Source organism: Paenibacillus nuruki, assembly GCF_001721045.1.
GTDB lineage: Bacteria > Bacillota > Bacilli > Paenibacillales > Paenibacillaceae > Saccharibacillus > Saccharibacillus nuruki.
This window is the reverse complement of the sequence record NZ_MDER01000060.1, coordinates 35166-48770: the sequence shown is the minus strand read 5'-3', so window position 1 is coordinate 48770 and position 13605 is coordinate 35166. Positions and strand designations below refer to the sequence as shown.

Here is a 13605-nt window from a genome sequence, read left to right as displayed (position 1 = left end):
AAAATGGCTTGTGCTATTATAGTTGAGTTCATTTTAATCATATAAGTTTGGACATTTATGTTAGAAATCATTGAATTTGAGAATTAGGTTAGGTCTTTAGGCGTACCCCACGCATTTCCTTTTCAGTAACTATTTATTTATTTGCTGAGAAAAATGCTTTAAGTATGCACTTATTTTCTGAAATAACACTAATATGACAAGAAAATGCTGATTTTTGTAAATTTGGGACTAGATTCTTTAACGCTTGGCAAGTATTATAGAATAGTCCGCATAAAAGGATGATTCATCAGTAAGCAATAAAGGAGGGAGCTATTTCAACAATGAGTACGGTAGATACAGTGTCCGCTGTCGGTGTGAACGGTTTACTATCCATATTCATATCGCTCCTTTGTATTGGTTTGTCCTGGTGGGCATTGCAAAATTTAAAACTCGATCTATTGATTCGTTATCCCAAAAGCGCAGCTGGTAAATTGCTTCATTTGTTATTTGCCATCGTGCTAGGACATTTCGTATCTAATTTCCTGCTGGATTATATCCGCTGGACACAGTCTATCCGATTTATGTTTTGAATGTGAACAGTGTGGTTATAAGTGTGTTAGACTATTTATTTGAAAACCAACGGTTGTATGATTCTCACCTACTACATTAAAAACTAAAATTTATGCAATAGGGTATTGTACAATCACACGAATCTAAGAAGATGAATGAGATGAGATAACAGACATCACTAGCGTCTGTATGCAACTATGTTCAGCTGGATTAGATTCGTCATTGTGTAATGCCGGATAAGCAAAATGACGCGCGGAGGGAACCCTAATGAGCAAATTTATCGTCCGCGGTGGCAAGCGATTAACAGGAAGTGTTAAAGTTAGCGGAGCTAAGAATTCTGTTCTTCCAATTATTGCTGCCTCACTACTTGGAGAAAATGGTGTAAGTACTATTCATGACGCACCTTCTCTTGACGATGTAATGACGATTAGTAAGGTATTAGAATCGCTAGGAGCGGTTGTTACATACCAAGACGAGACGATTCAGGTCAACGCAGAAGAATTAACTTCTTGTGAAGCACCGTACGAATGGGTAAGCAAAATGCGTGCCTCTTTCTTGGTTATGGGTCCATTGTTGACTCGCTTAGGTAAAACACGTATTTCTTTACCTGGTGGTTGTGCAATAGGCACACGACCAATTGATCAGCATCTTAAAGGCTTTGAAGCTATGGGTGCAGAGATTAATTTGGGGCAAGGCTACATCGAAGCAAAATGTGATGGTAGACTTCGCGGAGCGAAGATTTATCTTGACGTAGCTAGCGTAGGCGCTACAGAGAACATTATGATGGCTGCTACTCTTGCAGAAGGTACTACAACGATTGAGAATGCAGCTAAAGAACCTGAAATTGTAGATTTAGCTAACTACCTTAACAGTATGGGTGCTAAAGTTCGCGGAGCAGGTACAGGCGTGATTCGTATTGAAGGTGTAGAATCTCTTAACGGTACAGTACACACAGTTATACCTGATCGTATCGAAGCTGGTACATATATGGTTGCCGCTGCTATCACAGGTGGTAACGTGTACGTGGAAGGTGCTATTGCTGATCATTTGGGTCCTGTTATTTCTAAAATGGAAGAGATGGGTATTACAATCATTCCAGATGAGAACGGAGTACAGGTTATCGCTGATAAGCCACTTCGTGCTGTCGATCTAAAAACATTACCTTATCCTGGTTTCCCTACAGATATGCAAGCGCAAATGATGGCTTTAATGCTTGCTTCTGAAGGAACAAGTATTATCAGTGAAACGGTATTTGAAAATCGCTTTATGCATGTCGATGAGTTCAACCTGATGAACGCGGGGATTCGTATTGAAGGTAGAACATCGATCGTAACAGGTGGAGCAAGTCTTGTTGGTGCGAAAGTATGCTCAACCGATTTGCGCGCAGGAGCTGCATTGATTTGTGCAGGTTTGATCTCTGAAGGAACAACTGAAGTAAGCGGAACACATCATATCGATCGTGGATATGTACATTTGGCTGAAAAGTTATCTGGATTGGGAGCAGATATTTGGCGCTTGGAAGAAGCCGAACCTTCTCAAGAACCAACACCTGCGGTAGAAGAACAAATGGCTGCTTTTTCTGACAAAACAGAAAAAGTAAACACAGCTGCTTTGAATGTTCAACCTACACTCGCATAAAACAGTATATGAATTTAATGTATCTATAGGCGAACATTAGATCGCTTTTGATATCGTAATTCACGTATATTGAAGAGTCAGACTGATTATAGTCTGGCTCTTTTGTTATATATGACATTTTCTTTTCCAAAAATGACGAACAATGGCGTTGAATACCCTTGGTAATTATGCTAATTTTAATAAGTCAGCCTTTTGCATTCATTTCATAGTGGGCACATATACATATTTTTCGCTGAACTGATCGTTGCCGGAGAACGTTTATTCGTTAACATTTCAAACATAACCAGTGAATAGGCTCTCAGATGATGTAAAAGCATAAAATAACGGACGGTGCTTTGTTACCGGAAATACGAACTTTTGGAGGCTCTTGATATGTTCAGCAAGGATATTGGAATTGATTTAGGTACAGCAAATGTTTTGATTCATGTAAAAGGAAAAGGTGTCGTTTTGGACGAGCCTTCGGTAGTCGCTATAGAAACAACAACTAAGCGTGTACTTGCTGTAGGTGAAGAAGCAAGACGTATGATCGGCCGTGCACCTGAAAATATTGTCGTTATCCGTCCACTTCGTGATGGAGTGATCGCTGATTTTGAAGTGACAGAAACGATGCTCAAACATTTTATTAATAAAGTAGGCGCTCGTAGCTGGTATAGTCATCCTCGTATTCTGATCTGTGCACCTACCAATATTACTTCAGTGGAGCAAAAGTCGATTCGTGAAGCAGCAGAGCGTAGTGGTGCCAAAGAAGTATTTTTGGAAGCAGAGCCTAAAGCCGCCGCTATTGGAGCAGGTATGAATATTTTCGAACCAAGTGGTAATATGGTTATTGATATCGGTGGAGGTACAACAGATATCGCTGTATTGTCGATGGGGGATATCGTAACTTCATCATCACTGAAAGTCGCTGGAGACAAATTCGATGAATCTGTCATGAGACATATCAAAAATAAATATAAATTGCTGATCGGTGAACGTACAGCAGAAGATATCAAAATTAATATTGCAACAGTACGTCCGGGTGGCTTACAAAGAGAAATGGATATTCGTGGTCGCGATATCGTTAGTGGATTACCTAAAACAATTACCATCTCGTCGGGTGAAGTACAAGAAGCATTATCCGATACGATTTTGTCGATTGTAGCAGCAGCTAAAACGGTGCTCGAACAGACTCCTCCAGAATTATCAGCAGATATTATTGACCGTGGTGTTATTTTGACAGGCGGCGGAGCGATGTTGGACGGATTAGAAGAATTATTATCTCAAGAATTGCATGTTCCCGTACTGGTTGCAGAAGATCCAATGCACTGTGTTGTTAAAGGAACAGGAATTATGTTAAATAATTTGGACAAAGTCTCTAAAAAAAAGTTCTAGTCTAACCGATATAAGTAGTAGAATGTAATGATGAGACGGAAACTTGGATATAAACAATCAGAATCACCCCTATATTGAACACGAAAGGAGTGTCCGGTAATGCTAAGAGGTTTATATACGGCTGCTTCAGGTATGATTACTCAGCAACGTCGCCATGATACCGTGACGCAAAATATAGCAAACGTAAATACCCCTGGATACAAGCAAGTAGAGAGTATTGAACGTTCTTTTCCAGAAATGTTGATCTCGTTAAATAATGGAGATCAAGGATCAAGCAACCGAAACATTGGTCGTTTGAATACCGGTGTACTGGCAGAAGAAAGTATCTCTATGAATGTACAAGGTGATATGCGTCAGACGAATTCAGCGGATGACTTTGCTTTGGTGTCAGAGATTAATCTGGCAGACCCGGCTACTCAGCAGAACATTCCTTTCGATGCTTCAGGTAAATATGTAGCAGAAGATGGTACAGTAACGTATCGTCCGCAAGCTTTTTTTACAGCAACCAGTAAGACCGGAGAAACAGGCTATACTCGTGACGGTAATTTTCAATTGAATGCAGCAGGACAATTATTAACATCAACCGGTAACCAAGTATTAGGGGCAACCGGTAATCCGATTACACTTCGTGGTTCGATTGATGATTATAATTTTGATTCAAGAGGAAATATTACAACCAAGATCAATGGTGCGACAGTTGGACGCTTAGGCATTTCTGTTGTGAATCTACCGGGTCAGATGACTCGTGCAGGTGATGGATTGTTCCGTGTAACAGATCCAGCTACAGCAGGTGTAAGACAATTACAAGCAGGCGACAATGTAGAAGTTCGCCAAGGGTACTTGGAAGGTTCTACAGTAGATGCAGCCGCTTCAATGGTTGATTTGACAGCAGCCCTTCGTGCATATGAAGCAAATCAGAAGATCGTACAATTTTACGATAAAAGCTTAGACAAAACAGTCAATGACGTAGGTCGTGTATAATATAGCAGTATAGATGGTTAGCAAAGGAGGAGAATAATGAATAATTCGATGATCAGTGCAATGGTAGCGATGAGCGGTATCCAGCAAAAACTGGGTATGGTCTCTGATAACATTGCGAATGCCGATACAGTAGGGTACAAAGGAAAACAAGCTACATTTGAAGATGTATTTACTGCGGTTAAACAACAACCAGGTGCAGCATCTGCTCTACCAGGTCGCGTAACAGGAGCAGGATACAATCTAGGATTCGGTGCTCGTATGGGTGATGTAACGATGAATACTGCTCAAGGGGAAATGCAGACGACTAATAATCCTACTGATTTGGCTATTCAAGGTGATGGTATGTTTGCAGTGAGTGCAGATGGGAAGCAAGGTTGGACACGTGAAGGATCTTTCCACTTTGTACCTTCAGCCACAGACCCGACCAAAGCATTTATGGCAACCGATCAAGGCTATTTGTTAATGGGGAAAAATGCTAGAGGGGTATCTGCTCCTTTGGAAGTTCCAGCCAAAACCAGTATCCAGATCGATGACAAAGGTGTTGTTCGTTCTACGGATGGTGCAGGCAAAATTACAGTACTGCCACAATCGGTTCAAGTTGATCGTATAATTCATCCAGAAGGGCTTACGCAAATGGATGGAAACTTATTCATGTTACCTACCGGAGCGAACTTAAATGATGTTGTAGGCACGATGTCTGCAACGACTCAGATTCGTCAAGGCTTTTTGGAAGGGTCTAATGTCGATTTGAGTGCAGAAATGTCTGAATTGATTACAGTACAACGTGCATATCAGCTGGCAGCACGTACATTGTCTTCTAGTGATAACATGATGAGCATTACCAATAGTATTCGTGGCTAGTAGACGTGCAGCCGTACAAGAAGCGGCTAAAGCTCAAGGTAAAGCAACTCCTAATAAAAAAATTGTGAGAAAGCCTGCACCTGAGAGAAAACAGCCGGAGAAGAAGCCAGCTACTCCATCTGCTTCGGCTGGTGTCAAAACATTACGTGTCATATTAGTGATTGTTGGATTTGTTGTTGCTTTAATGGCAGGCTTAATGGTAGGTTATGCTATTTTGGGTAAACAAAATATATCGGATGTATTATATCCGGAAACATGGGCGCATATTTTTCAACTTGTTTTTGCACCATGACTTTTAAAGGCTCCTGCATATGCAGGAGTTTTATTTTTGTTGTCGAAACCGTTATAATGATGGGGACTGCTTAAAATAACTAAAAATTGCTTACATATTATATGGGACAATGCAGGTGAACGATTCGGATTCACATTGTTATGCATGCAATCTGAAGATGCGATAATGGATGAAAGAAAAAGTGAACCTATACTGTTGAAAATGAGAGGGGTTTTGGTTGTGTTAGATGTACAACAAATTCAGGAGATTATACCGCATCGTCCTCCCTTTTTACTGGTAGATCGCATACTGGAATTGGAAGTTGGTAAACGTGCTGTAGGTATTAAAAATGTAACGATTAATGAACCATTTTTTGTAGGGCATTTTCCAGGTTATCCTGTGATGCCTGGTGTATTGATTGTTGAAGCGTTAGCACAGGTAGGCGCAGTAGCTATTTTGCAAATGGAAGCAAATCGTAACAAACTAGCGATGTTTGCAGGAATTGATGGTGTTCGTTTCCGTGGACAAGTAGTACCTGGTGATACGCTTCAATTGGAAGTGGATATTACACGTATGAAAGCATCGATCGGTAAAGGACATGCTAGAGCAACCGTGGATGGTAAAGTTGTTGCTGAGGGTGAAATTATGTTCGCGCTGACAGAGCCGAATAAAGAGTAATCGACTGAATATGAAATGATTTGATGATTGATAACTTATAGATGGAGAAGGGATGGATATGATGACAACACTTAGTGAACAAGCTCAACGTAATTTAGATCAATGGTTAAATGACGAATCGATTGATGCAGCAACCAAAGAGGAATTGCAAGGACTCCAAGGACAAGATAAAGAACTGGAAGATCGCTTTTACCGTGATCTAGAATTCGGTACAGGTGGACTGCGTGGAGTGATTGGTGCAGGTAGTAACCGTATGAACTCTTACACTGTAGGTAGAGCCACTCAAGGTTTAGCAGAGTATATTGTATCTGCTCATACTGGAGAAGGTAAGCCATCTGTTATAATCGCTCATGATTCCCGTCACTTTTCACCTGAATTTTCATTAGAAGCAGCTTTGGTACTTGCTGGAAATGGAATTGTAGCGAAATTATTCCCTTCGCTTCGTTCTACACCGGAATTGTCTTTTGCTGTTCGTAACCTCAAAGCTACGGGTGGTATTGTGATTACAGCAAGTCATAATCCGCCTGAATATAATGGATATAAAGTATATAACAACAGCGGTGGCCAACTGGTTCCTCATGAAGCCGAGCAAGTGATTAGCAATATCCGTGAAGTCTCTTCTTTTGCAGCGATTAAGCGTATTAGTCGTGAAGAAGCGGAACAACAAGGATTGTTGGTATGGTTAGGCAAAGAAGAAGATGAAGACTTTATCCAAGCAGTCACAGCTATTAGCGTGAATCGTGAGTTGTTACAAGGTGAAGCAGGCAAAGCATTGAACATTGTCTATACACCTTTACATGGAGCAGGTAATCTTCCTGTACGTGCAGGACTAGAGCGTCTTGGGTTTACTAACGTTTCAATCGTATCTGAGCAAGAAGCACCTGATGGTAACTTTACAACAGTGAAGTCACCTAACCCTGAAGAGCGTGAAGCTTTTACACTAGCCATTAAGCTAGGTGAAGAAGTAGACGCAGATATTTTAATCGGTACAGATCCGGATAGTGACCGTATGGGTGCTGTCGTTAAAGATCCAGATGGTAAATATTTTGTTCTAACTGGTAATCAGTCGGGTGCGATTATGATTCATTATTATTTGAGTCAGCTTCAAGAGCAAGGCAAACTTCCTTCTAACGGCGCAGTAATCAAAACGATTGTAACGAGTGAAATGGGAGCAGCTATCGCTGAACATTATGGAGCAACCGTATTTAACACATTAACAGGGTTCAAATATATCGGTGAAAAAATGAATCAATTTGAACAAAGTGGCGAGCATACCTATTTGTTCGGTTACGAAGAAAGTTATGGTTATTTAGCAGGTAATTATGCACGTGATAAAGATGCAGTAGTTGCAGCACTATTAATCAGTGAAGCTGCTGCTTATTACAAACAACAAGGCAAAACGTTATATGATGTATTGCAAGAGTTGTATGAGCAATTTGGCCACTTCCAAGAAAGTTTGGAATCTCGTACGCTTAAAGGAAAAGATGGCGTTGCACAGATTCAAGGCATTATGGAATCATGGCGCACGGATAGCCCTGCTGAAATCGCTGGTGTTAAAGTGAGTGAAGCATTGGATTATTCCAAAGGGTTAGATGGCCTTCCTAAAGAAAACGTATTGAAATTCTTATTGGAAGATGGATCATGGTTCTGCTTACGTCCTTCTGGAACAGAGCCCAAAATTAAAGTATACTTTGCGGTTCGTGGTGATTCAGGCGCAGATGCAACAGCTCGCATTCAACAATTAACAGCTGCTGTGATGCAACGTGTAGACGGATAAACAAAAAATATTTTGTTGAAATGGCATTTTGTCATCAATTTTTAGTAGGATAGACACACCAGGCAGTATATAATAGATCAGATGAATGAAGGGTTCCGCTGTGAGGCTTAGTCTTAACAGCGGAACCATTCGTTATGTTCTTCTTTGGGCGACTCCCACAAAGCGACATAACGAACTTACTAAGGAGGTACTTGAGTGGTTCAGAAATGGCAGCATTGGAATAATTCTTCTGTGAAATGGTTATGGATATTAGTGATTATTGGTTTGGTGGCATCATTGCCGATTGCTTTTGATCGTACTAAAACCGAATCAACGTCCAAAAATGTAGAGTTTGTTTTTAATTATCGTAATCTGATCGATATTGCATCGTATCAGCCTCATCCCCAGGATTATATCAAGCAACAGCTTCAATTGCTGAAGGATGCAGGCATAGGTTCTGTCGCTGTATACCAAAGTAATTTAAGTGAATTGCAAAAATCGCAACGTCTAAATGTGTATAATTCTGTGGATGTGGCTAATCTTCAAAATCAGGTTATTCCGCAAAATGAAAATTTTACATATGTCCAGTTTACAAGTGAAGAAAATGCACAATTACTAGAGCCTGTTCTTCAGCGTGTATACAATTCATTGGGCATCCCTGTTGTACCTTGGAGCTTCAAAGGATTACCGGGTGTGGTTATTCAGACTTCTGCGGATGAAGCTGGACTGAAGCCACTTGATCCAGATCCAATCACTATGCGGATGCTTCACAACATGGGCTTCCAAATCGTACCCCGTTTAAACGATTCATTACCTTATGATCAAAATCGTATGAATGGATTGTTAAGTCAATTTGCTGAATATGGTGTTAAAACAATTCTTTTCGATGGTGAATCAGTTACAGGTTTCACTGACGATATCGAGAAGAAAAGTATTGCTAACTTTGCTACATTGTTGAATCAACATGGAATTGGTATAGCAGCTATCGAAAACTTGAAAAAACCACAAACTGGGTTTAGCAAATTAGCCTACCTGATGGATTATAATGTGGTTCGATTGTATTCATTGAGCGAATCCGATTCTAAGCTAGATCCTTATACAGTAGCTGATCGTTTTGCTTTGGCAGCCAAAGATCGCAATATTCGGATGATGTATATTAACTTGGCGGTATCTCGTGACACGACCAAAGCTCAAATGACTAACTCGATTGATAATGTCATTAAGAGTCTACAAACCGAAGGGCATGCGATTCAAAATATCGAAAGTCACGGTTTTAAAATTGGACCTGCTTCCGCTATGGATGTAAGTCATTCTGTTTTCAATAAATATTTCAAATTAATTGTACTGATTGGTGCGATTGCGTATATTGCTTTGCTGGTTTATTATTTTGTACGACGCTTCACTTTGATCGTATTTGTACTTGGACTTGTTGGAAGTGCAGGAATGATCTTAATTCATCAAGCGCTTATTTTAGAACAAGGTATTGCTTTATTAGCGGCTATTAGTGCACCAACGATCGCGATGATCTATGCTGTACGCAAAGTAGATCGTTTATACGAAACAAGACATCAATTATCTGTAAGTCAGCGTGTGATTCAAGCCGTTATCTTGTTTATTCGTACATCGCTGTGGTCATTAACAGGAGCATTATTTATTATCGGACTTCTAAACGATATTACGTATCAACTAGTCATCAACCAATTCCGTGGTGTAAGTTTATTACACTTTGCGCCTATCGCTTTAATTGCGGTTTATATCGCTTTTTATCGTGGCAAACAAAGTTTTGGTATAGGTGGTATTCGCAAAGTACTAACGACTCCAATTACACTAACTTGGATTATTGTACTGGGTATCGTAGGAATTGTAGGCATGTATTATCTTTCGCGTACCGGTAATGCAGGAACAGTAACACCGCTTGAAATGCATTTCCGTAATGCACTAGAAAGCTTATTAGGTGTTCGTCCACGTAATAAAGAATTCTTAATGGCTCATCCATTATTTATTTTAGGTGTATTTATTGCAGCGAAGTATCGTCATGCGATTTACATTATGATTATTGCTTGTATTGGTCAATTATCGATGGTTGATACATTTGCACATATTCATTCACCTGTTCATATTTCTCTGATTCGTGGTCTGCTAGGAATGGGACTTGGTTTGATTCTTGGACTGGTTGCTGTGATTGCATGGCAAATCCTTGAAAGGTGTTGGAAAAAATGGCTACCGCTTCTGCGAAAATCGTAATCTCTGGATACTATGGGTTCCGCAATAGTGGAGACGAAGCCGTATTAAAATCCATTTTGAATTCACTGGAAGATCAGGGTAAACAACAAGGTATTCAAATCGAGCCGATCGTATTGTCAGGTGATCCTGAATGGACTTCCAAAATGTATGGAGTACGCTCTGTAGGTCGGTTGAAGATTCGCGAAATTCGTCAATTGCTTAAAGAAAGTGATGGTCTGATCAGTGGTGGAGGTAGTTTACTTCAAGATTCTACAGGCATCATGACTATTCCTTACTATCTAGGCATTGTTCGTATCGCTCAATGGTTACGTAAGCCTGTGTTTATTTATGCTCAAGGTGTAGGACCTGTACAGAAGAAATTCTTCTTCTCATGGATTAAAAATAGTTTTAAACGAAGTGCTTATGTTTCTGTACGGGATCAGGAATCTGCTTTATTATTAGAAAAAATGGGGCTTTCTCGTTCTAAGATTGAAGTGGTTGCTGATCCTGTTATGGGATTACCGTTACCTACGACACGCAATCCTATCCAAGTTAAGTCTTTAACTCATATAGGAGAAGCGAATATGGATTCGCTTCCTGTTGTGGGTATATCGGTTCGCTTTTGGGATAAACAGCGTCGTGAATTAGATGGAATAGCGGATGGTTTGCGTTTATTAAGTCAAGAATCACCGGTTCATCTTCGCTTTTTACCTTTCCATTTGCCAGAAGATGAGCAAGCTTCTCAGTATGTTATTGATCGTATTGGGGATATCCGTGAGCATGGAAGTATGATAAGTAGCGCAGAACAAGTAACAGATCCACAACAAATGTTAGTGGAAGTTAGCCATTGTCATGCTATTATAGGTATGAGGCTTCACAGTCTCATCTATGCAGCATCTCAATCCGTACCTTTAATTGGCATATCGTATGATCCCAAAATCGATCAATTCTTGAATCGTTTACAAATTCAAGCCACAGGCACTAGTACAAAGGTGGATCCGCTTCAATTGGCAAAAGAAACGAAAGTATTGCTAGATGATCAAGAAGGATGGCGTGCCAGCAAAGCTTCTTTTATCGAATTACTCAAACAAGATGCTGCTAGCCCTGCTCGTTTTATTGCTCATTATTATTTAGCACAAAGGTGATATATAATGAAAGAATGGAATACCATACCGACGGTTCCGATTTACGGGTTACAAGTATCCAAAATGAATATGGACGATACCGTTGAATATCTGGAACAAAGTATCAAAAAGGGTAAACCGCAGCAGATTATTACAGCGAATCCAATCATGATTATGACGGCTTTGGAACAACCTGCTTATATGCAAGTGATGAAAAATGCAGAATTACTTGTTCCTGATGGAGCAGGGTTAGTCTGGGCAGCTTCTACTTGTGGTCAACCTGTTGCTGAACGTGTAGCTGGATACGATCTATTACATCGTTTGATGGATAGAGGACAGGCGCTTCATTGGAAAGTATATTTACTAGGTTCAACCCCGGAAGTGATTCAGGCAACAGCTACCCGGTTAAAAAGTTTATATCCCCATACTTTAGTTGTGGGTTATCGAGATGGATTTTTTGGCCCAGATCAAGATGCACAAATTATTGCTGAAATTCGTAGCCTTGCACCTGATCTTCTTTTTGTTGCAAGAGGAGCAGATACACAAGAACCTTGGATTGGTACATACAAGCAAGAATTGGGTGTTCCGATCATTATGGGTGTAGGTGGAAGCTTTGATGTGATCTCTGGCAAAACCAAACGTGCACCAAAATTATTCCAAAAACTGCGTTTGGAGTGGTTTTATCGCTTACTTAAAGAGCCTACACGATACAAAAGAATGCTTGCGCTTCCGAAATTCGCATTAAAAGTGCTAAAGGACAAGGAAAACGTAGTAAAAGTTCATTAAATAGATGAAATTTAGATGAATATCGCCTAAAACGTGCTTAAAAGAAGTTTGGTGTTTAATTTCGAACGGAGTATAATTGGCTCCGTGAGATAAATTGGGGGTCGAAAAGCAAAATGTTAATCATTTTTATTCTCGGATTTGTTCTGGCGCTGGCATTGGCACTGGTTCTAACGCCGCTCGTCAAAAAGTTTGCAATTCGAATCGGAGCCGTAGATGTTCCTAATGCCCGTAAAGTGCATACGAGAATCATGCCAAGGCTTGGCGGACTGGGGATTTATTTAGCATTTACGATTGCTTTTGTTGCTGTCCTTCCGTTTTTGCCATTTGATCTACCTGCACGCGACGCTAATTTTATGAAAGCATTTTTTACAGCGGGTTCAATTATTGTATTGATCGGTGTACTGGATGACCGTTTTGAATTATCAGCTCGTGTTAAATTGTTGGGTCAAATTATTGCTGCATGTACAGTAGTATTCGGATACGGAATCAAAGTGGATTTTGTAAATATTCCTTTTCAAGATTCGTATTCTTCACTTGAAAACTGGATTGCTATCCCGCTAACGATCTTCTGGATCGTAGGTGTAACGAACGCGATCAACTTGATTGATGGGTTGGATGGTTTGGCAGCAGGTGTATCTGCTATTGCGATCGGTAGTATTTTCACAATGTCATTGATTATGGGTAACTACCCTGTAGCGCTTTTATGTCTACTTCTTTTGGGAGCTATTGTTGGATTCCTTTACTTTAACTTTCATCCAGCCAAAATTTTTATGGGTGATACGGGATCATTGTTCCTCGGATTCAGTCTTGCGATGTTATCCTTACTTGGATTTAAACAAATCGCGGTTGTTTCTTTTATTACTCCGCTAATCATTATCGGTGTACCATTGTCTGATACCTTCTTCGCGATTATCCGTCGTTGGGTACATAAGAAGCCGATTTTTGCACCAGACAAAGGTCATTTGCATCATTGTCTACGCGAACTCGGATTAAGTCATCGTCAGACAGTATTATTGATTTATGGAATTGCAGCATTTTTCGGTGTTCTAGCTATTATTCAATCATCGGCTGCTATTAATGAAGCCAATTGGGTAACATTCCTAGTGATTTGTGTCATGATGTTTGTCCTTCAAATTGGAGCAGAGCTTATTGGTTTAGTTGGCAAAACAAGACGTCCACTTCTTGGATTGATTGCTCGCCTGCGAATCAAACCTGATCCAACTCGTGGAAGCAAACCTTAAATAACGTATTTTCTTCAAAATTAATAAAATAAATCATTTGTCGTAGATCGGTTGCTAGCAAAGGATCTCGGCGATATTGAAGCCTCTCTTTCTATAGAAAGAGAGGTTTTTTTGTATTGTTTTCTC

Annotated in this window: 12 protein-coding genes; all 12 read left to right on the top strand. The window is 40.1% G+C overall.

The annotated features are described in order from the left end of the window. Positions 1–320: 320 nt before the first annotated feature. The 12 genes from PTI45_RS16335 to PTI45_RS16280 all read left to right on the top strand — a co-directional run bounded on the left by PTI45_RS16335 (position 321) and on the right by PTI45_RS16280 (position 13479). Positions 321–569: a DUF1146 family protein gene (locus tag PTI45_RS16335; protein WP_069328669.1), complete on the top strand. Its 249-nt coding sequence runs from the start codon at positions 321–323 to the stop codon at positions 567–569. A gap of 247 nt (positions 570–816) precedes the next feature. Beyond that, positions 817–2187 (top strand): UDP-N-acetylglucosamine 1-carboxyvinyltransferase, encoded by a 1371-nt coding sequence (murA, locus tag PTI45_RS16330; RefSeq protein WP_069328668.1) that lies wholly within the window; start codon positions 817–819, stop codon positions 2185–2187. A 372-nt stretch (positions 2188–2559) separates the two neighbouring features. Beyond that, complete coding sequence (gene mreB / locus PTI45_RS16325; RefSeq protein ID WP_069328667.1) at positions 2560–3558, top strand: rod shape-determining protein MreB; 999 nt, start codon at positions 2560–2562, stop codon at positions 3556–3558. 99 nt (positions 3559–3657) lie between these two features. Further along, complete coding sequence (locus PTI45_RS16320; protein WP_069328666.1) at positions 3658–4539, top strand: flagellar hook-basal body protein; 882 nt, start codon at positions 3658–3660, stop codon at positions 4537–4539. A gap of 36 nt (positions 4540–4575) precedes the next feature. Continuing rightward, positions 4576–5400 carry a flagellar hook-basal body protein gene (locus PTI45_RS16315; RefSeq protein ID WP_069328665.1) on the top strand — a complete coding sequence of 275 codons (825 nt, stop codon included), beginning with the start codon at positions 4576–4578 and terminating at the stop codon, positions 5398–5400. Beyond that, a complete protein-coding gene (locus tag PTI45_RS24480; protein ID WP_083243576.1) occupies positions 5393–5692 on the top strand; it encodes a DNA-directed RNA polymerase subunit beta in 300 nt (99 codons plus the stop codon). The genes PTI45_RS16315 and PTI45_RS24480 overlap by 8 nt, the downstream gene beginning before the upstream one ends. 219 nt (positions 5693–5911) lie before the next feature. Further along, the gene (gene fabZ, locus PTI45_RS16305; protein WP_069328692.1) at positions 5912–6349 is read left to right on the top strand and encodes a 3-hydroxyacyl-ACP dehydratase FabZ; all 438 of its coding nucleotides are present in this window, start codon (positions 5912–5914) and stop codon (positions 6347–6349) included. A gap of 61 nt (positions 6350–6410) precedes the next feature. Next, on the top strand, positions 6411–8126 hold the full coding sequence (locus PTI45_RS16300) for a phospho-sugar mutase (protein WP_069328691.1): 1716 nt from the start codon (positions 6411–6413) through the stop codon (positions 8124–8126). Between the two features lie 195 nt (positions 8127–8321). Beyond that, positions 8322–10349, top strand: coding sequence for a DUF5693 family protein (locus PTI45_RS16295; protein WP_069328664.1), 2028 nt, complete (start codon positions 8322–8324; stop codon positions 10347–10349). Beyond that, positions 10322–11473: a polysaccharide pyruvyl transferase CsaB gene (gene csaB, locus PTI45_RS16290; RefSeq protein ID WP_069328663.1), complete on the top strand. Its 1152-nt coding sequence runs from the start codon at positions 10322–10324 to the stop codon at positions 11471–11473. The genes PTI45_RS16295 and csaB overlap by 28 nt, the downstream gene beginning before the upstream one ends. 6 nt (positions 11474–11479) lie before the next feature. Further along, on the top strand, positions 11480–12238 hold the full coding sequence (locus tag PTI45_RS16285) for a WecB/TagA/CpsF family glycosyltransferase (protein WP_069328662.1): 759 nt from the start codon (positions 11480–11482) through the stop codon (positions 12236–12238). Positions 12239–12351: 113 nt separating this feature from the next. Continuing rightward, a complete protein-coding gene (locus tag PTI45_RS16280; protein ID WP_069328661.1) occupies positions 12352–13479 on the top strand; it encodes an MraY family glycosyltransferase in 1128 nt (375 codons plus the stop codon). The last annotated feature ends 126 nt before the right edge of the window (positions 13480–13605 follow it).

What these genes read in the sequence shown, in the direction of transcription:
- PTI45_RS16335 (WP_069328669.1), top strand. Translation starts at nt 321, where the DNA reads ATGAGTACGGTAGATACAGTGTCCGCTGTCGGTGTGAACGGTTTACTA.
- murA (WP_069328668.1), top strand. Translation starts at nt 817, where the DNA reads ATGAGCAAATTTATCGTCCGCGGTGGCAAGCGATTAACAGGAAGTGTT.
- mreB (WP_069328667.1), top strand. Translation starts at nt 2,560, where the DNA reads ATGTTCAGCAAGGATATTGGAATTGATTTAGGTACAGCAAATGTTTTG.
- PTI45_RS16320 (WP_069328666.1), top strand. Translation starts at nt 3,658, where the DNA reads ATGCTAAGAGGTTTATATACGGCTGCTTCAGGTATGATTACTCAGCAA.
- PTI45_RS16315 (WP_069328665.1), top strand. Translation starts at nt 4,576, where the DNA reads ATGAATAATTCGATGATCAGTGCAATGGTAGCGATGAGCGGTATCCAG.
- PTI45_RS16300 (WP_069328691.1), top strand. Translation starts at nt 6,411, where the DNA reads ATGACAACACTTAGTGAACAAGCTCAACGTAATTTAGATCAATGGTTA.
- csaB (WP_069328663.1), top strand. Translation starts at nt 10,322, where the DNA reads ATGGCTACCGCTTCTGCGAAAATCGTAATCTCTGGATACTATGGGTTC.
- PTI45_RS16285 (WP_069328662.1), top strand. Translation starts at nt 11,480, where the DNA reads ATGAAAGAATGGAATACCATACCGACGGTTCCGATTTACGGGTTACAA.
- PTI45_RS16280 (WP_069328661.1), top strand. Translation starts at nt 12,352, where the DNA reads ATGTTAATCATTTTTATTCTCGGATTTGTTCTGGCGCTGGCATTGGCA.